The organism is Streptomyces sp. NPDC088400 (genome assembly GCF_044753355.1).
Classification (GTDB): Bacteria; Actinomycetota; Actinomycetes; order Streptomycetales; family Streptomycetaceae; genus Streptomyces.
Genome location: NZ_JBIVMZ010000014.1, coordinates 46,933 through 68,425, shown reverse-complemented (window position 1 = coordinate 68,425; position 21,493 = coordinate 46,933). Strand labels below are relative to the sequence as shown.

General features: G+C 70.7%; 15 protein-coding genes and 1 pseudogene. 3 read left to right on the top strand and 13 right to left on the bottom strand.

The features are described from left to right. Window positions 1-37 precede the first annotated feature (37 nt). On the bottom strand, window positions 38-991 hold the full coding sequence (galE, locus tag ACIQD6_RS29290) for a UDP-glucose 4-epimerase GalE (RefSeq protein WP_401888066.1): 954 nt from the start codon (window positions 989-991) through the stop codon (window positions 38-40). After that, the gene (gene galT, locus ACIQD6_RS29285; RefSeq protein WP_401888063.1) at window positions 988-2,031 is read right to left on the bottom strand and encodes a galactose-1-phosphate uridylyltransferase; all 1,044 of its coding nucleotides are present in this window, start codon (window positions 2,029-2,031) and stop codon (window positions 988-990) included. The genes galE and galT overlap by 4 nt, the downstream gene beginning before the upstream one ends. 329 nt (window positions 2,032-2,360) lie before the next feature. Here galT and ACIQD6_RS29280 point away from each other — a divergent pair. After that, window positions 2,361-2,624: pseudogene (locus tag ACIQD6_RS29280) on the top strand (hypothetical protein); the annotation flags it as partial. A 22-nt stretch (window positions 2,625-2,646) separates the two neighbouring features. Here ACIQD6_RS29280 and ACIQD6_RS29275 read toward each other — a convergent pair. From ACIQD6_RS29275 to rsmI, 11 genes are all read right to left on the bottom strand, one after another. Continuing rightward, window positions 2,647-3,393, bottom strand: a complete 747-nt coding sequence (locus tag ACIQD6_RS29275; protein ID WP_401888061.1) for a LuxR C-terminal-related transcriptional regulator — start codon at window positions 3,391-3,393, stop codon at window positions 2,647-2,649. 297 nt (window positions 3,394-3,690) lie between these two features. Further along, window positions 3,691-5,538, bottom strand: a complete 1,848-nt coding sequence (locus tag ACIQD6_RS29270; protein WP_401888058.1) for a PQQ-binding-like beta-propeller repeat protein — start codon at window positions 5,536-5,538, stop codon at window positions 3,691-3,693. Window positions 5,539-5,661: 123 nt separating this feature from the next. Next, on the bottom strand, window positions 5,662-7,479 hold the full coding sequence (locus tag ACIQD6_RS29265; protein WP_401888055.1) for a PQQ-binding-like beta-propeller repeat protein: 1,818 nt from the start codon (window positions 7,477-7,479) through the stop codon (window positions 5,662-5,664). A gap of 112 nt (window positions 7,480-7,591) precedes the next feature. Further along, window positions 7,592-9,430 carry a PQQ-binding-like beta-propeller repeat protein gene (locus tag ACIQD6_RS29260; RefSeq protein ID WP_401888053.1) on the bottom strand — a complete coding sequence of 613 codons (1,839 nt, stop codon included), beginning with the start codon at window positions 9,428-9,430 and terminating at the stop codon, window positions 7,592-7,594. Window positions 9,431-9,678: 248 nt separating this feature from the next. Next, on the bottom strand, window positions 9,679-11,490 hold the full coding sequence (locus ACIQD6_RS29255) for an ABC-F family ATP-binding cassette domain-containing protein (protein WP_401888051.1): 1,812 nt from the start codon (window positions 11,488-11,490) through the stop codon (window positions 9,679-9,681). Window positions 11,491-11,667: 177 nt separating this feature from the next. After that, entirely contained in the window at window positions 11,668-12,615 is a 948-nt protein-coding gene (locus ACIQD6_RS29250) for a 4-(cytidine 5'-diphospho)-2-C-methyl-D-erythritol kinase (protein ID WP_401888049.1), read from the bottom strand. After that, window positions 12,612-13,454, bottom strand: a complete 843-nt coding sequence (gene rsmA, locus ACIQD6_RS29245; RefSeq protein WP_401888386.1) for a 16S rRNA (adenine(1518)-N(6)/adenine(1519)-N(6))-dimethyltransferase RsmA — start codon at window positions 13,452-13,454, stop codon at window positions 12,612-12,614. The genes ACIQD6_RS29250 and rsmA overlap by 4 nt, the downstream gene beginning before the upstream one ends. A 104-nt stretch (window positions 13,455-13,558) precedes the next feature. Beyond that, on the bottom strand, window positions 13,559-14,959 hold the full coding sequence (locus ACIQD6_RS29240) for a ubiquitin-like domain-containing protein (protein ID WP_401888047.1): 1,401 nt from the start codon (window positions 14,957-14,959) through the stop codon (window positions 13,559-13,561). Between the two features lie 158 nt (window positions 14,960-15,117). Further along, complete coding sequence (locus ACIQD6_RS29235; protein ID WP_401888045.1) at window positions 15,118-15,987, bottom strand: TatD family hydrolase; 870 nt, start codon at window positions 15,985-15,987, stop codon at window positions 15,118-15,120. A gap of 146 nt (window positions 15,988-16,133) precedes the next feature. Then, window positions 16,134-16,634 carry a hypothetical protein gene (locus ACIQD6_RS29230; protein ID WP_401888043.1) on the bottom strand — a complete coding sequence of 167 codons (501 nt, stop codon included), beginning with the start codon at window positions 16,632-16,634 and terminating at the stop codon, window positions 16,134-16,136. A 128-nt stretch (window positions 16,635-16,762) separates the two neighbouring features. Further along, window positions 16,763-17,626 (bottom strand): 16S rRNA (cytidine(1402)-2'-O)-methyltransferase, encoded by an 864-nt coding sequence (rsmI, locus tag ACIQD6_RS29225; protein ID WP_401888041.1) that lies wholly within the window; start codon window positions 17,624-17,626, stop codon window positions 16,763-16,765. A 257-nt stretch (window positions 17,627-17,883) separates the two neighbouring features. Between rsmI and ACIQD6_RS29220 the strand changes: the two genes are divergently transcribed. Next, the gene (locus ACIQD6_RS29220) at window positions 17,884-19,605 is read left to right on the top strand and encodes a dolichyl-phosphate-mannose--protein mannosyltransferase (RefSeq protein ID WP_401888039.1); all 1,722 of its coding nucleotides are present in this window, start codon (window positions 17,884-17,886) and stop codon (window positions 19,603-19,605) included. Window positions 19,606-19,793: 188 nt separating this feature from the next. Further along, entirely contained in the window at window positions 19,794-21,455 is a 1,662-nt protein-coding gene (locus ACIQD6_RS29215; RefSeq protein WP_401888037.1) for a penicillin-binding transpeptidase domain-containing protein, read from the top strand. Window positions 21,456-21,493 lie beyond the last annotated feature (38 nt).

Genomic DNA, 21,493 nt, shown 5'->3' with positions numbered 1-21,493 from the left:
GCTCCACGCCGGCTCTCTCACTCACCCTTGGTTCTCCTTAACGGCGTGCGAACGCCCATGCGTCCGCGACGATGCCCGCCAGATCGGCGCGGCTCGGGGTCCAGCCGAGGCGGCTGTGCGCCGCTTCGGCGGAAGCGACCAGGACGGCGGGGTCGCCGTCGCGGCGTGCGGCCATGACCTCCGGGACGGGGTGCCCGGTGACCTTGCGTACGGTCTCGATGACCTCCCGGACCGAGAACCCGTTGCCGTTGCCGAGGTTGCAGATCAGGTGCTCGCCGCCGACGGCCGCGTCCAGTGCGCGCAGGTGGGCCTCGGCGAGGTCCGCGACATGGATGTAGTCGCGGACGCAGGTGCCGTCCGGTGTCGGGTAGTCCTCGCCGTAGACGGAGATCGACTCGCGGCGCCCGAGCGCGACCTGGAGGACGAGCGGGATGAGGTGCGACTCGGGGTCGTGGCGCTCGCCACAGCTTCCGTACGCGCCCGCGACGTTGAAGTACCGCAGCGAGACGGCCGCGAGACCGTGCGCCGCGCACTCCCCGCTGATCATGTGGTCGACCGCGAGCTTCGTCGCGCCGTACGGGCTGGTGGGGGCGGTCGGGTCGGTCTCCGTGATCGGTGTGGAGACCGGCTCGCCGTACGTCGCCGCGGTGGACGAGAAGACCAGCTTGCGCACCCCGGCGGCGCGCATCGCGGCGAGCAGCGCCATGGAGCCGCCGACGTTGTTGTCCCAGTACTTCTCGGGCTTGGCGACGGACTCGCCGACCTGGGAGGACGCGGCGAAGTGCAGCACCGCGTCGTACGACGAGTCCACCCACTTGGCCGCGTCCTGGACGCGGCCCTCGATGAACTCGGCGCCCTCCGGGACCCCCTCGCGGAATCCGGTGGAGAGGTCGTCCAGGACGGTCACCTGGTGCCCGGCCTCCAGCAGATGCGCCGCGACCACGCTGCCGACATATCCCGCACCGCCCGTGACCAGGTACTTCTTGTTCACTCGCTCGCTACCTCTCGCAGTCGCTCGGCCGCGGCCTCCGGCGGCACGTCGTTGATGAACACACTCATGCCGGATTCGGAACCCGCGAGAAACTTCAGCTTGCCGGAAGTGCGGCGGATGGTGAAAAGCTCAAGGTGGAGCGCGAACTCGTCGCGTCCCTCGGCCCGGAACGGCGCCTGGTGCCAGGCGGCGATGTACGGCGTGGGCGGTTCACCTTCGCCGAAGATCCGGTCGAAGCGCTTCAAGAGTTCCAGATAGATCTGTGGGAACTCTGTGCGCGCGGCGTCGTCCAGTCCCCGCAGGTCGCGGACGCGGCGCTTGGGGTAGAGGTGCACTTCGTACGGCCAGTGCGCGGCGTACGGCACGAACGCCACCCAGTGCTCGCCCTCCAGCACCACCCGGGTGCCCTCGGTGCGCTCGCGCTCGACGATGTCGTCGAAGAGGTTGCGGCCGGTGCCGGCCCGGTGGTCGCGGGCGGAGCGGAGCATCAGTGTGGCGCGCGGGGTGGCGAAGGGGTACGCGTAGATCTGGCCGTGCGGGTGGCCGAGGGTCACGCCGATCTCGGCGCCGCGGTTCTCGAACGGGAAGACCTGCTCGACCTGCGGCAGCTCGGCCAGTTCGGCGGTCCGGTCGGTCCACACCTCCAGCACCATCCCGGCCTGCTCCTCGCCGATCTGGGAGAACGAGGTGTCGTGGTCGGAGGTGAAGCAGACGACCTCGCAGCGCCCGGCGTCCCCGGCGAGGGAGGGGAAACGGTTCTCGAACACGACGACGTCGTAGTCCGGTTCGGGGATCTCGCTGAGCCGGCCGTCCCGGGAGGGGCAGAGCGGGCACTCGTCGGCGGGCGGGTGGTACGTACGGTCCTGGCGGTGCGAGGCGATGGCGATCGAGTCGCCGAGCAGTACGTCGTGGCGGATCTCGGAGGTGGTCGCGACCGGGCCGAGGGGCCTGTGGTCCACCGCGTCGCGTACGGCGTCGTCCCGGGAGTCGTAATAGACCAGCTCGCGGCCGTCGGCGAGCCTCGTGACCGTCTTCTTCATCGGTTGTTGCCTCCAGGACCACACCGCTCACACCACTCAACATAAGCAAACACAAGAAATCACAACCCAACAGTTGAGTCAACGGCGGAGCGGTGAACACACGGATGGGCGCGCGAGCGGGCGCCGTCAGCCGTCGCCGTCAGCCGAGGCCGTCAGCCGTCGCCGTCAACCGCGTGACGGACGTCCGCACGACCGAACGCCCACGTCCGACATGCCCATGAAGCCGGCCCTGCTGAGCCGGCCCGAGTGGGTCGCGATCGTCGTCGCCGGTTTCCTCGTCCGCGCGTACATCACCATCGGCGGACTCTCCTCGGCGATCTGCAACGAGGGCCAAGTCCGCCACGGCGGCACGGCTCTTCGGCATCCGCAGCGTCATCGGCGGCCTCGTCGTGGTCTACGGGATCATCGTGACCATCGCCGGGATCACCGCGTCCGACGCCGGCCCGAAGAAGGCGCAGGACATCGACATCAATCTGTGGACGGGCCTGGGCATGCCGGCCCTCGGCCTGTACTTCCTGGTCTGGCCGAAGCTGCGCCCGACGGTGCCGCCCACGCCGGCGGAGGCCTCGGCCGAGGACCGCCCGGCCGGGTAACTCCCCGCGAGCGGGCCGGACTTCACTCTCGGGGGTCCGGCCCTCTCATCGTACTCCCGGGCGCCGCGCCGCCCGGCGCCGCGCGTCCGGGCGTCGCGCCCGCGGTCAGCGCGGCCCGGTCGAGCAGCCCCGTACGCGCCGCCAGCGCCGCCGCCTCCAGCCGGGAGCCCACCCCCAGCTTCATCAGCACCCGCTGCACATGCGTCCTGGCGGTGCTGGGCGCGATGCCCATCCCCGCCGCGATCAGCCGGGTGTCCTCGCCCTCCGCGACCCGGACGAGGACCTCGACCTCGCGCGGCGTGAGCATCCGCAGCAGCCGCTGCCCCTCGTCGTCCGGCTGCGCCACCGGGTTGAGCAGCTCGGTGAAGGCGCCCTGGAGCAGCTGCGGCGCCACCGCCGCCTCGCCCGCCCGCGCCTTGACCATGGCCCGTTCGACGCCCTCTATGCGCTCGTCGTGACGTACGTAACCGGAGGCGCCGGCCGCGAAGGCCGCGGCGATCCCGCGCGGGCTGGGTACGGGCCCGAGGACCACCACCGCCACCTGCGGGCGCTCGCGCTTGATCCGTACGATCGGGTCGAAGACCCCCGGATCGGCGGGCGTCGCCGTCCCCATCAGGCACACCTCGGGCGCCCTGCTCACCACCAGTTCGGCGACGCCCGCCGTGGGCGCCGCCGCGGCGAGCACCCGGTGCCCGCGTAATTTCAGCGCCGAGGCGAGTGCCTCGGCGAGCAACCTGTGATCGTCGACCACCATGAGCCGCACGCCCATCGAGCAACTCCCCATCCCGCTGGACCCTGGCCCCCCGGCCTCCTGACCCGGCAAGCTACACGCTTGTTCGACGTCGCGCGCCCCCAACCGGCCAGAAGCCCCCCGGATTGCCGAATTCCCCGGCATACGGGACTAGTTGCTGACCTGAAGCGGATATATGGGCACGGCACGGCCTTCGCGGAGATGAAGCGGGCCCCGGCCCGTGGTGTCATCCACGGGCCGGGGCCCCGTAACGCTCGTACCGCTCTTACCGCGCTCGTACCGCCGGTCCTTCGCGCTACCGCCCGGTCCTTCGCGCTACTTGGTCGTGAACGCGACAGCGAGATACGACTTCTCGTCCAGCGACGACGACGTCGGCTTGCTCACCGTGCTCTCGGAGATGACCATCCGGCCGTCCCCGTAAAGGATTTCGGCATAGTCCGCGGAGAAGCTGCTCTCCGCGTCGCGGACGGATTCGTCGCTCGGGTTCTCCAGCAGCAGCGTCTCCTCGAACGTGCTGCCGTTGATGGAGACGATCCGGCCGCCCTTGTCGTACGGCGGCATCTTGTACGCGATGATGTTGCCGCCGTCCATGCGCAGCGGGAACATCGTGTAGCTGTCGCCCGCGTCGGCGCGGTCCGAGGTGGACTTGCCGGTGGCGAGGTCGAAGGAGACGATCTCGTTGGTGTTGTCCGAGCCCGTGCTGTCGTCGTGCTCCTCGGTCGGCAGGTAGAGCTTGTCGTTGCCCACCACGACCTGCTGGCACTTCTCGACCTCGGTGGAACCGCACTGCGCCGCGTACTTGTCGGCGTCCGCCGGGATCTTGGCGCGCAGCTTGCCGGTCTTCTCGTCGATCGAGAAGAAGTCCGAGATGCTGCTGCCGTCGCCCGCGGTATCGCCGACATCGGCGGCCACGACCAGCGGCTTCGTGGAGACGATGCCCGCGTACTCGACACCGGCCGGCATCTTGAACGAGGAGACCGGGGCGCCGGTGAGCGGGTTCAGGTTCTGGATGGTGACCTGCGGGTCGTCGTACGAACCGCACTTGCGGGCCGCCACCAGCCCTCCGCCGCCGCCGTAGCCCATGTCGTAGCAGCCCTCGGCGCTGACCTCGGGCTTCCAGCGGATCGTGCCGTCGGCGAGGTCGAAGGCCGCGCCGCCGTCCGTACCGCCGGCGGCGACCGTCGTACCGCTGAGGGTGACCTCCTCGAAACGGACCTTGTCGTCACCGGCGTTGGAGCCCTGGACGGACTTGCTCCACAGCAGCTTTCCGGCCGTCAGGTCGATCGCACCGACCTCGGTGCACGTCTGGTAGTCCTTCGCGCCGGTGCGCTTCGCGGCCTCGAAGGCGATCGCCGTCTTGTTGTCCTTGGAGACGTGCTTCGTCGCCGCGCAGACCTGGCCGGGCAGCGGGATCGTCCAGAGCTGGGCGCCCGTGGTCAGGTCGTACCCGACGATCTGGTTGACGCCCGTCTTCACATACGCCTTGTCGGTGATCCAGGAGCCGACGACGTCGGTGTAGTCCGCGACCTCCGGAGCCGGCAGCTGGAAGCCCACCTTGGCCTTGTTGTTGTCCGGCGCCTTCTCCTTGCCGGCGCCGTCCGCGGCCTGCTCGCCGCCCTGGGAGGTCCCGGCCGAGCCGCCCTTGGTCTCGTTGTCCGAGTCGTCGCCGCCCGAGGAGGCGAACCAGACGCCGCCACCGATGATCAGCACCACGGCGACGGCCGCGGCGATGATGATCTGCATCTGGGCGGTCAGCTTCTTACCGCCGCCGGCGCCGCTGCCGCCGGCCTGCTGATACGGCTGCTGGTACGGCTGTTGCTGGTACTGCGGCTGCATGGGCTGCGTCGGGTAGCCGTAACCGGGCTGCTGACCCGGCTGGCCCGGCTGACCGGGCTGCTGACCCGGGTATCCGTATCCCGGCGCGCTCTGCGGCGGCGTCTGCGGATAGCCGTACGGAGCGTTCTGCGGGGGCCCCGGCGGCTGTGCGGGCGGCGGCGGGGGCGTGCCCGGAGCGCCGTACCCGCCGGGCGGCGGGTCCTGCGGTGCGCCGAAACCGCCGGGGGGCGGGTCCTGGGGAGCACCGAAACCACCGGCCGGGGGCTCCTGCGGTGCGCCGAATCCTCCCTGCGGAGGCTCGTTGGGTGGCTGGGGCGGCTGCGTCATGGCGTACGTACCTCGGAGAAGACTCGGAAGAAGCTCGGAAGGGGAGTGAGGAGTGAGACGGAAGAAGCGGTCGGACTCGGTCGGTCGCCGGTCAGGCCCCAGTCAGTCGCCGGTCAGGCTCGGTCAGTCGCCGAAAACCATCATGGTCTTCGTCTTCTTCTCCTCTTCGTCGTTGGTCGCGCTGACCCGCCCGCTCGCCACGTAGAAACGACCGTCCGCGTAGACCAGCTTCGGCGAGTAGAAGGAGTTCTCGATCTCGGCCGTGGACGCCGGGTGCTGCTGGATCACCTTGGGAGCGCCGCCTGTCGGCGCCACGGTCGCGACCGCGCCGCCCGCGTCGTACGAGGCCTCCACGTAGGCCAGAACGTTGCCGCCCTCCATGCGCAGCGGCTTCATGGTCTTCCCGGTGGGCGCCTTGGAGCGCCACTTGGACTTTCCGGTGTCGAGGTTGAAGGCGACGATCTCGTTCGTGCCCGCGGAGCCGCCCTGGTCCGGCTCGGTCGACATGTAGAAAGTGTTCGCGTCGGCGGCGACGCCGACACAGCCCTCCAGCACGGCGCCGAAGACGATGAATCCGCCGCCGCAGTCGGGCGCGAACTTGTCCTTTCCGCCTTCGATCTGCGAGCGCGGGCTGCCGTCCGAGTTGAGCGCGACCACGCTCCAGCTCTTCTTGTCGCTGTTCTTCACGGAGATGACCAGCGGGTTGACCGAGTAGACCTTGTCGACTTCCCAGTTGTCGGCCAGCTTGTACGTCCACTTGGCCTTGCCCGTGGCCGGGTCGAGCTCCTGCACCTGGTTCCGTGTGCTGGCGACTTCACCGGTCGGGCAGCTCTCGGCGGCGATCAGCTTGGCGCCACCGGCGAACGCGAACGGCTGGCACTCCCCCGCGATCTTGTCGAAGAGGTCCTTGCCGTCGCTCACCCGGTAGGCGTTGGAGTTTCCGGTGCGCGCGGCGGTGACCGTATCTCCGCTGATCGTCAGGGAGATGTCGGTCATGATGTCGAAGTCGCCCTGCTTGGCGACCTCCTTCTTCCAGCCACCCTTGCCGGTGGTGAGGTCCACCATCTGCATCTGGTTGCAGATGCTCTTGTCGGTGGAACCGTTCTTGATCCCGATGACCATCTTGCCGTCGGCGGTGGGCGCGTTGGCCGCCGCGCATACCTCGGCGGGCAGATCGAGCGTCCACTTCTTCGTGCCGTCGGCGGCGGAGTAGCCCACGACCTGCCGGTACATGGCCTTGACGACCGTGTCGCCGACGACCCACGGGCCGTACACGTCCGTGCCGTTGCGCGGCAGGTCCACGTCGTTGGTCTGGAGCCAGGCCACCTTGGACTCGCCGTCCTTGCGCCCGGCGTTCAGGTCGTCCTCGGCCTCGCGTCCGGTGCCGCTGCCGTCACCCTGGTCGACCGCGGTGGAGCCGGTCGGCTTGGCGTCCTCGGACGTGCCCGCGGTCGGCTTGGGCCCGTCGTCGCCACCGCTGAGGGCGAACCACGTACCGCCGCCGATGACCAGCAGTCCCGCGACGGCCGCCGCGACGATGACGCCGGGCTTGCCCTTGAAGAAGTCCTTGGCACCGCCGCCACCGCCGGGAGGCGGGGTGGGCCCGCCGGGGAACTGCTGGGGCGGATAGCCCCCGCCGTACGGACCGGGCTGCGCGGACGGCTGACCGTACGGCCCCGGCTGCTGGTTGTACGGGCCGGGCTGCTGACCGTAGGGCCCCGGCTGCTGACCGTACGGACCGGGCTGCTGGTTGTACGGCCCCGGCTGCTGACCCGGAGCCGGAGTCTGCGGATAGCCGTACCCCGGCTGCGCGGGCGGCTGCGCGGGCGGATACGCGTAACCCGACTGCGCGGGCGGCTGGGCCGGTGGCTGCGCGGGCGGCTGAGTCGGCTGCTGCGGGGGCTCGTTGGGGGGCTGGGGCGGCTGGGGCGGCTGCGTCATGACGTACGTACCTCGGAGAAGACTAGGGAGCGAAGTGGCGAGTACGGAGTGGGAGTGGGGAGTACGGAAGATCGGGAACGGAAGAAGCGGTCAGGCCCAGGGACGTGTCGCGTCACTCACCGAAGACGATCATGGTCTTCAGCTTCTTTTCCGCGGTGTCGTCGCTCGCGCCGACCGAGCTGGAGGACACGTAGAAACGGCCGTCCACATAGGCGTACTTCTGCGAGAAGACGTGCGTCTCGATCTCGTCCGTCGATGCCGGGTGCCGGAGCAGGGTCCTGGGCGCGCCACCGGTCGGTGCGATGGTCACGACCGCACCGGCCTGGTCGTCCCAGGGGGCGAGGTAGGCCAGGAGGTTCCCGCCCTCCAGGCGCACCGGCGTCATCATGCGGTCGTCGGGGGACGTGACCCGCCACTTGAGTTTTCCGGTGGCCAGGTCGAAGGCGAGGATCGCGTTGGCGCGGGAGTCGCTTCCCTCTTCGTACGACGTCGACATGTAGAGGGTGCTCGCGTCGGCGACGACACCGATACAGCCCTCCGTGGTGGGCTGGCCGCCGAGGACGACGCCTTCACTGTCGTCGCAGTCCATCCGGAACTGGTCGTCGCTGCCGGTGGGCTGCGAACGCTCGGTGCCGTCCGCGTTGAGCACGAAGACACCCCAGCCGCCGTCCTCCTGGTGCTTCACGGAGAAGACCAGCGGGTCGACCGAGTAGATCTTGTCGATCACCAGGTCCTTCTTGACCCTGTGGGTCCACTTGACCTTGCCGGTGACCGGGTCCAGCTCCTGCAACTGATGCAGCTGCTTGCCGGATTCACCGCTCGGGCAGTCCTCGGCGGCGATCAGCTTGGCGCCACCGGCGAACGCGTACGGGAAGCAGTCACCCGGCGGCCTGCCGAAGAGCTTCTTGCCGTCGCTCACCCGGTAGGCGGTGTGGCCGGCGGTGACGGTGTTTCCGCTGATCGCCATGGTGACGTCGAGGATCGAGTACGCGCCGGGCGCCTCGGGGATCTCCTTGCGCCAGCCGCCCTGGCCGGTCGTGAGGTCGACCATCTGCATCTGGTCGCAGGCGGCCGATTCCGACACACCGCCCTTGAACCCGATGACGATCTTGCCGTCGGGGGTGGGAGCGGCGGGCGCGGCACATGCCTCGGCGGGCAGCGGAAGCGTCCATTTCTTCGTGCCGTCGGTGGTGGAGTAGCCCACGACCTGCCGGTACGTGGCCTTGACGACGGTGTCACCGGCGAACCACGGCCCGTACGAGTCCGCGCCGATGCCCGGCAGATCCACATCGTTGGTGTGAAGCCACTCGACCTTGGCCTCGCCGTCCTTGCGCACGGCGTTGAAGGCGTCGGCTTCCTTCCGGGAGTCCTGGGAGCCACCGGCGGCCGACGAACCACTCGGCGCGGCGGGTCCGCTCCTGCTGACCTTCGGCTTCGCCTCACGGCCGGCCCGGCCGTCGTCGCCGCCACCGCCACCGTCGCCGCCACCGCCGCTCAGCGCGAACCACGTGCCGCCACCGAGCACCAACAGCCCGGCCACGACGGTCGCGAGGGTGGCGCGGGGCTTGCCCTTGAAGGGGTTCCTGCCACCGCTGCCACTGCCACCGTTGCTGCCGCCGCCAGTGCCGCCGCCACCAGTACCGCTGTACGAAACGGTCGGGGCGTTGTGCGGGCCGGGCTGCGGCGGGCCGTACGGGCCGGGCGGGCTGCCGTACGGACCGGCCTGCGGCGTGCCGTACGGGCCGGGCTGACTACCGTACGGGCCGGGCTGCGGGCTGCCGTACGGGCCCGGTTGGCCGCTGTACGGGCCGGGTTGGCCGCTGTACGGGCCGGGCTGCGGCCCCCACTGCTGCGGGCCCCACGGCTGTTGCCCCTGCGGTGGTTCCTGCGATGGTTCCTGAGGAGGGCCGAATCCCTCCTGCGGTGGTTCCCGGCCGGGTGGATGGGTCATCGGCGCTTTCCCCCTGTGAGTACGCTCCGCGCCCGGTCGGACTCCCCCGCGATTCCGGCGGTCGGCCATCGGCCACCGGAATGGAGCGAATCGGGCGTGGATCCCGCATCGCTGTATCAGCCGAGCGGGCCTACTTTGTATCACCCGAACTGCTGTACAGGACGGGCCGGTCCGCCCCTGTTCCCAAGGGTGGACCGGCCCGTGATGCGCTCGTTATGCGCTCTGCACGCCGTCTCTACAAGCCTTCGCTACGCCTCCTCGGCGAGCTCCAGCCAGCGCATTTCCAACTCGTCACGCTCGCCGGTCAGTTCACGGAGTTCCGCGTCCAGTCCGGCCACTTTCCCGAAATCTGTGGCGTTGTCGGCGATCTGCTGATGGAGGGTGGTCTCACGGTCCGAGAGCTTGGTGAGCTGCCGCTCGATCTTCTGGAGTTCCTTCTTCGCCGCGCGGCCGTCCTTGGCCGACGCGGATGCGGCGGAACGCTCCACCACGGGCGCCTGCGCGGGCGCCGGGACCGTCGACCGGGCGATCGTCCGGCGGCGTTCGAGATACTCGTCGATCCCGCGCGGCAGCATCCGCAGCGTCGTGTCGCCGAGCAGCGCCATCACCTTGTCGGTGGTCCGCTCGATGAAGAACCGGTCGTGGGAGATGACGACCATCGACCCCGGCCAGCCGTCGAGCAGGTCCTCCAGCTGGTTGAGTGTCTCGATGTCGAGGTCGTTGGTGGGCTCGTCGAGGAAGAGGACGTTCGGCTCGTCCATCAGCAGCCGCAGCAGCTGGAGCCGCCGCCGCTCACCGCCGGAGAGGTCGCCGACGGGCGTCCACTGCTTGTCCTTGGCGAAACCGAACTGCTCGCACAGCTGGCCTGCTGTCATCTCCCGGCCCTTGCCGAGGTCGACCCGGTCCCGTACCTGCTGGACCGCTTCCAGCACCCGCAGCGTCGGCTTGAGTTCGGTGACCTCCTGGGAGAGGTACGCGAGCTTGACGGTCCTGCCGACGACGACCTTCCCGGCCTCGGGCTGGACGTCGCCCTGCGAGCGGGCGGCGTCGGCGAGGGCGCGCAGCAGCGACGTCTTGCCCGCGCCGTTCACCCCGACGAGCCCGATCCGGTCGCCGGGGCCGAGCTGCCAGGTGAGGTGCGTGAGGAGGACCTTCGGGCCCGCCTGGACCGTCACGTCCTCCAGGTCGAAGACGGTCTTGCCGAGCCGGGCGTTGGCGAACTTCATCAGCTCGGAGGTGTCGCGCGGCGGCGGTACGTCCGCGATCAGCTCGTTGGCCGCCTCGACGCGGAAGCGCGGCTTGGACGTACGGGCGGGGGCGCCGCGCCGCAGCCAGGCCAGCTCCTTACGGACCAGGTTCTTCCGCTTGGCCTCCTCCGTCGCCGCGATGCGCTCGCGCTCGGCGCGGGCGAAGACGTAGTCGGAGTAGCCGCCCTCGTACTCGTGGACGGTGCCGCCCTGGACGTCCCACATCCGCGTACAGACCTGGTCGAGGAACCACCGGTCGTGGGTGACGCAGACGAGCGCGGACCGGCGGGCGCGCAGATGCTCCGCGAGCCAGGCGATGCCCTCGACGTCGAGATGGTTGGTCGGCTCGTCGAGCACGATCAGGTCCGGCTCGCCGATGAGCAGCTTGGCGAGCGCGATCCTGCGCCGCTCGCCACCGGAGAGCGGCGCGATGACGGTGTCGAGGCCCTGCGGGAAGCCGGGCAGATCGAGCCCGCCGAAGAGCCCGGTGAGGACATCCCGGATCTTGGCGTTGCCCGCCCACTCGTGGTCGGCGAGATCACCGATGACCTCGTGCCTGACGGTGGCCTCGGGGTCGAGCGAGTCGTGCTGCGTCAGCACACCGAGTCGCAGTCCACCACTGTGGGTGACGCGCCCCGTGTCGGCCTCCTCCAGCTTGCTCAGCATCCTGATGAGGGTCGTCTTGCCGTCTCCGTTGCGGCCGACGACGCCGATCCGGTCTCCCTCGGAGACGCCGAGAGAGACACCGTCGAGCAGCGCACGGGTGCCGTACACCTTGGTGACTGTCTCGACATTGACCAGATTGACGGCCATTTCACTCCTGTTACGGGGACGACGGATCGACGTCCAGCGTAGTCGCCAGGAAGGGCGGGCCGTCGCCCCGGACCGATGAGCGGACAGAGCGGGTGGAGCAGGCGGTGCGAGCAGGTGTCTCGTACCGGAATGCCCGTGAGACGGGAATTCCAGTACGAGACGCGCCCGCACCGGCGGTCAGGGGCGGCGGAGGATCACCGTTGCGCCCTGCGCCGGGGACTCCGCGACGCGGGCCGTACGGCAGGTGCCCGAGGCCAGGAGCGCCTGCGCCACCCGGGCCGCCGTGTCCGGGTCCTTGGTGAGGAACGCGGTCGTCGGGCCCGAGCCGGAGACCAGGGCGGCCAGGGCGCCCGCCGCCGTACCCGCCGCGAGCGTGTCCGCCAGGGACGGGCGCAGGGAGAGGGCCGCGGGCTGGAGGTCGTTGGCCAGGGCATCGGCGAGAGCCGTGACGTCTCCCGTACGCAGGGCGTCCAGCAGCGCGGGGTCGGCGGCCGGGGCGGGGACGTCCGTGCCCTCGGTGAGCCGGTCGAACTCGCGGAACACCGTCGGCGTGGACAGTCCGCCGTCGGCGACCGCGAACACCCAGTGGAAGTCGCCGCCGACATCGAGCGCCGTGAGCTGCTCGCCCCGGCCCGTGCCCAGCGCCGCCCCGCCGATCAGACTGAACGGCACGTCGCTGCCCAACTCGGCGCAGATGGCGAGGAGTTCGTCCCGGGAGGAGCCCAGCGACCAGAGGGTGTCACACGCCAGCAGGGCGCCCGCGCCGTCCGCGCTGCCGCCCGCCATGCCGCCCGCGACGGGGATGTCCTTGGCGATGTGGATATGGACGTGCGGGTCGATGCCGTGCCGTTCCGCCAGTGCGATCGCCGCGCGGGCGGCGAGATTCGTGGCGTCCAGCGGCACCTGACCGGCGTCGGGGCCCGAGCAGGTGACGCGCAGTTCGTCAGCGGGCGTGACCGTGATCTCGTCGTAGAGGCCGACGGCGAGGAAGACGTTCGCCAGGTCGTGGAAGCCGTCGGGGCGGGCGGCGCCGACGGCGAGCTGCGTGTTGACCTTGGCCGGTACGCGTACCCGTACCTCAGCCTGGGCCTGTTCCGCTGCCTGCGCCTGTTCCTCGACGCTCACGCGCCCGCCCCCTTCGACTCCGCGATCCGCGCGAACTCCTCCACCGTCAGTGCCTCACCGCGCGCCTGCGGCGAGACCCCCGCCGCCACCAGCGCCGCCTCCGCCGCCGGGGCCGAACCCGCCCATCCGGCGAGGGCCGCCCGCAGCGTCTTGCGGCGCTGCGCGAAGGCCGCGTCGACCACCGCGAAGACCTCGGTCCGGGAGGCCGTCGTCTTCACCGGCTCGGGCCTGCGCACGAGCGAGACCAGACCGGAGTCCACATTGGGCGCGGGCCAGAAGACGGTACGGCCGATGGAACCGGCCCGTTTGACGTCCGCGTACCAGTTGGCCTTCACCGACGGCACCCCGTACACCTTGTTGCCCGGTCGCGCGGCGAGCCGGTCGGCGACCTCGGCCTGGACCATGATCAAGGTCCGCTCGATCGTCGGGAAGTGCTCCAGCATGTGGAGCAGGACCGGTACGGCCACGTTGTACGGGAGGTTCGCGACCAGCGCGGTCGGCGCCGGGCCCGGCAGCTCCTGGACCCGCATGGCGTCGGAGTGCACCAGCGCGAAGTGCCCGGCGCGCGCGGGCATCCGGGCCTCGACCGTCGCGGGCAGCGCGCCGGCCAGGACGTCGTCGATCTCCACGGCCGTCACCCGGTCCGCCGCCTCCAGCAGCGCCAGCGTCAGCGAGCCGAGCCCGGGGCCGATCTCCACGACGACGTCGTCCGGCCGCACCTCGGCGGTGCGGACGATCCTGCGGACGGTGTTGGCGTCGATGACGAAGTTCTGCCCGCGCTGCTTCGTGGGGCGTACGCCCAGCACTGCGGCCAGCTCGCGGATCTCGGCGGGCCCCAGAAGGGCGTCAGAGGCGCCGGAGGCGTCCGGTGCCTCGGGGACGTCGGGTTCCTCGGGGACGTCGGGTTCGTCAGGGACGTCAGGGGCGTCGGGCTCAGTGGTGCTCACCCGCTCAGCCTACGGCCGCAGTGCGGCCACGGACTCGCCCCCCGCTGCACGTAGAGCTTCTTCGCGCGGAACGTCTGCTCCGCGGCCGGGGCGTTCTGCGGGCGTCCGCTGCCGCCGAGGGCGTGCCAGGTTCCGGTGTCGAACTGGTAGAGCCCGCCGTAGTTACCCGACGCGTCGACCGCCCCGGGCCGCCCGCCCGATTCGCAGGCGGCGAGCCCGGCCCAGTTCAGCCCGTCCGCGCCGGCCACGGACGACGGCATCGCCCGCGTACCGACCCTGATCAGCTGGGTGACCGACCGGCGCACCACCTGCTCGTGGATCCTGCGTGGCTTCTGCTTGACGCCGTTGACGGTGCGCAGCGCGTACGTGACCCGCCGGGCGCCCGGCCGCCCCTGCCGGTCGACGACCTCGGTACCGGTGAACAGGGCCGGGTCCCGGGTCTTGACCGTGTCGTACGGGATGAGCTCCTCGCGCACCTGTTCGCCGGCCGTGATGCGCATGACGGTGACGGTCTGGCCGTCGCGCGGGAAGCTGTCGGGCGGTACGGACGTGGTGTCCTGCCCGCGCGTCGCGATGCCCGCTTCCTCCAGCGCTTCGGCGACGGTCGCCGCGTTGGTACGGATGGTGCGCTCGCGGCCGTCGGCCATGAAGGTCACGGTCCGTTCGGTCCGTACGTGCAGTTCCAGCCCGCCGCGGGAGATCGCGGAGGAGCGCGAGACGGAGAGGAACGCGCCCTGCGCGCGCACCCCGAGCTGACGCAGCGCGCCGTCGACCGTACGGGCGGTCGTCCACACCTGGCGGCGCTGCCCGTCGAGAGTGAGGAGGACCGGCCGGCCGCGGCGGACGATCACCTCGTCCCCGCTGCTGAGTTGGTCACCGGGCGCGGGGGCGACGAGGTCGTGCGCGCCGACGGCCACCCCTTCGTCCGCGAGCAGTTCCTCCACGTCACCGGCGAAGGTGTGCAGGGTGCGCGGTTCGCCGTCGACGCTGAGCTTGACGGCCTTGTCGTGGACGACGAACGCCGAGGTGCCACCGGCCAGGAACGCGACGACCAGGGCCTGCGGGACGAGCCGGCGCAGGGCCTCGGGGGACGGGGGAGCTTTACGGCGGCGCCCGCCGGGGAGGCGCCGGGAGCGGGAACGACGGCTCCCCGACCCGGGGCCGGGTGCGGGCTCGGGTGCGTCGGACGGCCGGGGTGCGTCGGACGGCCGGAGCGCGTCGGACGGCCGGGGTGCGTCGGACGGCGCGGGGCCGGGCTCGGGGCTGCCGGACGGCTCGGGGGCGTCGTGCTGCTCGTACGGTGGCCGCTGCTCGTACCGCTCCCGCTCCCGCTCCGCGGTCCTGGCGGCGCGGCGCCCGCCGCGTGCGGCACGGTGACTGCCCTGCGCATTGCTCACGACGCTCCACAAGATCCGGTCCGCCCCGCCGGGAAGGAAGACGGGGCGGGCCCGGACACTAGCGGAGCTTCCGTCACTCTCCAAAGTGACTCGACCACGCAGCGTCGCGCCGCTACGCTGCACCACCCCGCCGTGGACGCTCCGCGCACTGCGGGGCGTCAATAACCGAACGCACGCGCCGTGTTGTGCGAAATCGCCCCGGCCATGGCGTCCTCGTCGATCCCCCGCACCTGGGCCATGGCACGCAGGGTGACCGGAATGAGATACGGCGCATTGGGCCGGCCCCGGTAGGGCGCCGGCGTAAGAAAAGGTGCGTCCGTCTCGACGAGAACAAGCTCCAGCGGCGCTATTGTGAGCGCATCCCGCAACGGTTGAGCGTTTTTAAAGGTGACATTGCCTGCAAAAGACATGTAATAACCGGCAGCGGCACACACTTCCGCCATTTCAGCATCACCGGAATAACAATGGAAGACCGTGCGCTCCGGGGCGCCTTCCTCGGCGAGGATACGCAGCACATCGGCATGGGCCTCGCGGTCATGGATGACGAGCGCCTTGCCGTGGCGTTTGGCGATCTCGATATGAGCGCGGAAGGAGCGCTCCTGGGCGGCCATGCCCTCGGGCCCGGTCCTGAAGTAGTCGAGTCCCGTCTCACCGACGGCCCGTACGCGCGGCAGCGCGGCCAGCCGGTCGATCTCGGCCAGCGCGTCGTCCAGCGCCGTGTCGCCGCCGCCCTCGCGCGCGCCCTGCCGCGACCAGCCGTCGGGGTCGCCATGCACGATGCGCGGCGCCTCGTTGGGGTGCAGGGCAACGGCCGCGTGCACGTTCTCGTACGCTGCGGCCGTCTCGGCGGCCCAGCGGGAACCCTTGAGGTCGCACCCCACCTGGACCACCGTCGTGACGCCGACCGAGGCGGCCTTGGCCAGGCCCTCCTCGACGGTGCCGTCCTGCATGTCCAGATGGGTGTGCGAATCCGCGACCGGCACCCGGAGGGGCTCGGGGAGCGGCGGCGGAGCCTGCTTCGAACTCATGGGCGCGATCCTACGAGGACCGCGCCCATGGGGTTCACCCGCGGTTCTCACCTGTGCTTTTCATGCGCGCTTCTCACCTGCGTCGCACGGTCCGCACCCGGTGGCACCCGGTCGTACGAGGGGGTACGAGGGGGTACGAGGCGGGGTTACTTGCGGTGGTGGAACGGGTGCAGGAGATCGGAGAGGTGCCAGTGGTGGTGCCCCGTGTCCGAGTCCTCGTCCGTGCCCGTGTGCCCGTCCTTGCCCGCGCGCCCGTCCGCGTCCGGGCCGTGCCCGTCGTTCCCGCCGGCGCCGGCGGATATCTCCCCGCCCGGCTGCGCCGGAATCCCCTCGGCCCCCGTCTTCCCCACCGCGGCGGCATCCCGCCCGCGCTTCGCCGGGTGGTGCTGCTCCGCCATCAGGGCGTGCACCGACGAGACCTGCCCGGAACGCATGATCCGTACGACATGCCCCCCGCAGTTGGTGCAGGTCGGGCTCGACAGCGGGGAAGGCACCCGTATGCCCTCCGACTTGTAGACGACGACATTCTTGCCCGAGCCGTCGACATAGTGCTCTATGTCGTAAGCCTGCTCCCAGCCGTGTCCACAACGCATACAGCAGAACGCATATGCCTCATGAGCTGTTGCTGTGCCGGTGATCTCACTCATGCCAGCTCCTCTCCACTGACCCAGTGGACGCCTTTGCCGGCGGGAGCGCATCAGCCCCTGTCGATTAATGGAGGGGTCTTAACCTTCCCATGCCCAAATAGACCGGCACCCGGCCTGCTCTTTGCTTTTCACGAGGGTCCTTTACCGTCCATAGGGGCCGCGCGCTCCGCGTTCTTTGCCGCGACGACAGCATCGAACACCTCGCGCTTGGGCACCCCGGCCTCGGCGGCGACGGCGGCGATCGCCTCCTTGCGCCGCTCCCCCGCCTCCTCCCTCACCCGTACCCGGCGCACCAGTTCGGCCGGGTCCAGATCCCCGGGCCCGGACTCCGGCGCGCCCTCGACCACGACGGTGATCTCGCCCCGTACCCCGTCGGCCGCCCAGGCCGCCAGCTCACCGAGGCCGCCGCGCTTCACCTCTTCGTACGTCTTGGTCAGCTCACGGCAGACGGCGGCCCTGCGGTCGGCTCCGAAGACCTCGGCCATCGCCGCGAGCGAGTCGTCGAGCCGGTGCGGTGCCTCGAAGTAGACGAGCGTGCGCCGCTCGCCCGCCGCGTCCCGCAGCCTGCTGAGCCGCTCGCCCGCCTTGCGCGGCAGGAAGCCCTCGAAGCAGAAGCGGTCGACGGGCAGTCCGGAGAGCGCCAGCGCGGTCAGTACGGCGGAGGGGCCCGGCACGGCCGTCACCTTGATGTCCTGCTCGACGGCCGCCGCCACCAGCCGGTATCCGGGGTCGGAGACGGACGGCATGCCCGCGTCCGTGACCAGCAGCACCCGCGCCCCGCCCGTCAGCGCGTCGACCAGCTCGGGGGTCCTGGCGGACTCGTTGCCCTCGAAGTACGAGACGACCCGGCCACTGGTGTGTACGCCGAGCGCCTGGGTGAGCCTGCGCAGCCGCCGGGTGTCCTCGGCGGCGATCACATCGGCGGTCTCCAGCTCGGTGGCGAGCCGGGGCGGCGCGTCCGCGACATCGCCGATCGGCGTCCCCGCGAGCACCAGCGTCCCCGGCCCGGATCCGGCCCCGGATCCGGCCCCCGGCCCGGATCCGGACGCCGAACCGGCCCCCGCTCCGGCCCCCGGTCCAGACCTCGATCCGGACCTCGATCCGGACGCGGGTCCGGCGGCCGATCGGGGCGTTGACCCAGTTGATTCGGGGGTGGATCCAGGCGTTGTTCCAGGCGTCGCGTTCACATCCGCCATCCTCGCAGGGCGCGACGCGCCCCTCGCACAGCGGCGTTCCCTACGATGGCGCGGTGACCAGTACTGCGCCAGAAGCCCTCCAGGGGCACGACGCCGGCGACAAGCCGCCCTCTTGGCCTCAGCGGCTCCGCCGATTCGGCCATGTGCCCCGGCCGGTGACGGGCCTGCGCGAGCGGCTGGTACCGCCGTACACCCGGCCCTCCGAGCGACTGTGGGCGGTGCTCGCGGTGCCGCCCTCCCTCGCGGAACGGCTGATCCGCTGGTCGGCGTGGGGCGGGCCGCTGCTCGTGGCCCTCGTCGCGGGCGCGCTCCGGTTCTGGAACCTGGGCAACCCCAAGGCGGTGATATTCGACGAGACGTACTACGCCAAGGACGCCTGGGCGCTCGTCAACCAGGGGTACGAGGGCAACTGGCCCAAGGACATCGACGCGCGGATCCTGAAGGACCCGTCCTCGGTGCCCATCCCGACCGAGCCCGGTTACGTCGTTCATCCGCCGGTCGGCAAGTGGGTCATCGGCCTCGGCGAGCAGCTCTTCGGGTTCACGCCCTTCGGCTGGCGTTTCATGGTCGCGGTGCTCGGCACGCTCTCGGTGCTGATGCTGTGCCGGATCGGGCGCCGGCTGTTCCGCTCCACGTTCCTGGGATGTCTGGCGGGCGCGCTGCTCGCCGTCGACGGGCTGCACTTCGTGATGAGCCGTACGGCGCTCCTCGACCTCGTGCTGATGTTCTTCGTGCTGGCCTCCTTCGGCTGTCTGCTGATCGACCGCGACTGGGCACGGCGGAAGCTGGCGGCGGCGCTTCCCGAGGACGAGGAGGGCGTCCTGCGCCCGGACGCCCCGGTCGCCGAGACCCTGCGGCTCGGCTGGCGGCCCTGGCGGCTCGCGGCCGGGGTGATGCTGGGCCTGGCCTTCGCCACGAAGTGGAACGGCCTCTACATCCTGGCCGCCTTCGCGATCATGGCCGTGCTGTGGGACGTGGGCGCGCGCCGGACGGCGGGCGCGGTCCGGCCGTACCTGGCGGTGCTCAAGCGGGACATCGTGCCGGCCTTCTTCTCGACGGTGCCGGTCGCGGTCGTGACGTACGTCGCCTCCTGGACCGGCTGGATCGTCACCGACAAGGGCTACTTCAGGAACTGGGCCGCGACCGCGGGCAAGGGCGGCGACTGGACCTGGCTGCCCGACTGGCTGCGCAGCCTCTGGCACTACGAGAACGAGGTCTACAGCTTCCACGTCAACCTCACCTCGGGCCACACCTACCAGTCGAACCCGTGGAGCTGGATCGTCCTGGGCCGCCCGGTCTCGTACTTCTACGAGGATCCGGCGGCCGGCAAGGACGGCTGCCCGGTCGCGACGAAGGGCGAATGCGCCCGCGAGGTACTGGCGCTCGGCACCCCGCTGCTGTGGTGGGCGGCGGGCTTCGCGCTCTGCTACGTCCTGTGGCGCTGGTTCTTCCGCCGCGACTGGCGCGCGGGCGCGATCGCCTGCGCGGTGGCGGCGGGCTGGGGCCCCTGGTTCCTGTACCAGGAGCGGACGATCTTCCTCTTCTACGCGGTCGTCTTCGTGCCGTACCTCTGTCTCGCGGTGGCGATGATGATCGGCGCGATGGTGGGGCCGGCGGGCTCCGACGAGAGACGAAGGACGATCGGCGCGGTCGGGGCGGGCGTGCTGGTGCTGCTGATCGTCTGGAACTTCATTTATTTCTGGCCGCTGTACACGGGGACGTCGATCCCGATCGACGCGTGGCGCAGCAGGATGTGGTTCGACACCTGGGTCTGATGGCGGGGGGGTCCGGCGGCCGGGGCGTCTGTCCCGGCGCCGAAAGCCGGCCCCCGGAGCTCATGGCCACCCGGTTCCGCCGAGGGCGTCGCGGTCCGATAACGCTTGTCCGCGGTCCTACAGCCCTCGTCCCGGGCGGCACACACGTCCCGTAGAGTCGGCTGGACTTCTGGGGAGGGGCCGCACTCATGCGTAGTGGAGCGAAGACCGCCGTAATCGGCGGGGTGTTCATCGTATTCGCCGGTGGAGTGGGGTACGGCGCGTACAGCCTCTACGGCGGATCGGGCGGCGGCGCCGGTGCCACCACCAGGAGCGCGGAGGTCAAGACCGGCCCGCTCAGCGCGGCCGAGATCGACAAGGCGGCGAAGGACTTCCTGACCGGTTGGGCGGACGGGACGGACGCGGCCGATGTCGCGCAGCTGACCAACAACGCCACCGCCGCCGGGCCGGCCATCAGCGGCTACCGCGACCAGGCCCATGTCACCAAAGCGGTGATCACACCGGGCACGGCGGCCGGCGCGAAGGTGCCGTTCACCGTCAAGGCCACGGTGGCGTTCAAGGGGCAGAGCAAGCCCTGGTCGTACAGCTCGGAACTGACCGTGGTGCGCGGCAAGACCACCGGGCGCCCGCTGGTCGACTGGGCGCCGTCCGTGATCCACCCGAAGCTGACGGACTCCACGGTCCTGGTCACGGGCGAGGCATCGGCCCCGCCGATCAAGGCCGTTGACCGCGACGGCACGGAGTTGACGAAGGAGAAGTACCCGTCGCTGGGGGCCGTTCTGGACCAGCTGCGGACCAAGTACGGCGAGGACGCGGGCGGTTCGGCGGGCATCGAACTGATGCTGAAGGCCGACAGCGGGAGCGAGGACGGCAGCGGCACCACGGCGGACGCGAAGGCCGCCGCCGACCAGTCGCTGCTGACGCTCTCCAAGGGGAAGCCGGGCGAGCTGACGACGACGCTGGACGCGGGCGTCCAGGCGGCGGCCGAGCAGTCGGTGAAGAAGTACAGCGAGGCGTCGGTCGTGGCCCTCCAGCCCAGTACGGGCGAGATCCTGGCGGTCGCCAACAACCGTAAGGACGGCTGGAACGCGGCGATGCTCGGCCAGCAGGCGCCCGGCTCCACGATGAAGATCATGACGGCGGCGCTGCTGCTGGAGAAGGGCCTGGTCGGCGCGGACAAGCCGGCCGAATGCCCGAAGAACGCGATATACCAGGGCCGTAAGTTCCAGAACCTGGACGAGTTCTCGATCCCGAACGGCACCTTCGCGCAGAGCTTCGCCCGCTCCTGCAACACCGCCTTCATCAAGCTGATCGACGACACCGAGGACGACGGCGCGCTGGCGAAGGAGGCCCAGGAGGTCTTCGGTATCGGCCTGAACTGGCAGACCGGGATCCCGTCCTTCGACGGCAGCGTCCCGGCCGGGACCGGCAGCGAGGCGGCGGCGCAGTACATCGGCCAGGGCACGGTCCAGATGAACGTCCTCAACATGGCGTCCGTCACGGCCACCGCCAAGAACGGCGCGTTCAAGCAGCCGGTCATCGTGCCGCGCACGCTGGACGACCGGAAGATGGCGACCGCCGCGCGCTCGCTGTCGCCGGACGCGGCGGACCAACTGCGCTCCATGATGCGCCTGACGGCCACGAACGGCACCGGCGCCAAGGCGATGTCCGGGCTCGGCGGGGACAAGGGCGCGAAGACCGGTTCGGCGGAGGTCGACGGCCAGACCACGTCCAACAGCTGGTTCACGGGGTACGAGAACGATCTCGCCGCCGCCGCGGTCGTCCAGGCCGGCGGACACGGAGGCGACGCGGCGGGCCCGGTGGTGGCGTCGGTGCTGTCGGCCGGCTAACCGGCCGATCAGTCCCCCTACCCCTCGGAACGTCTCAC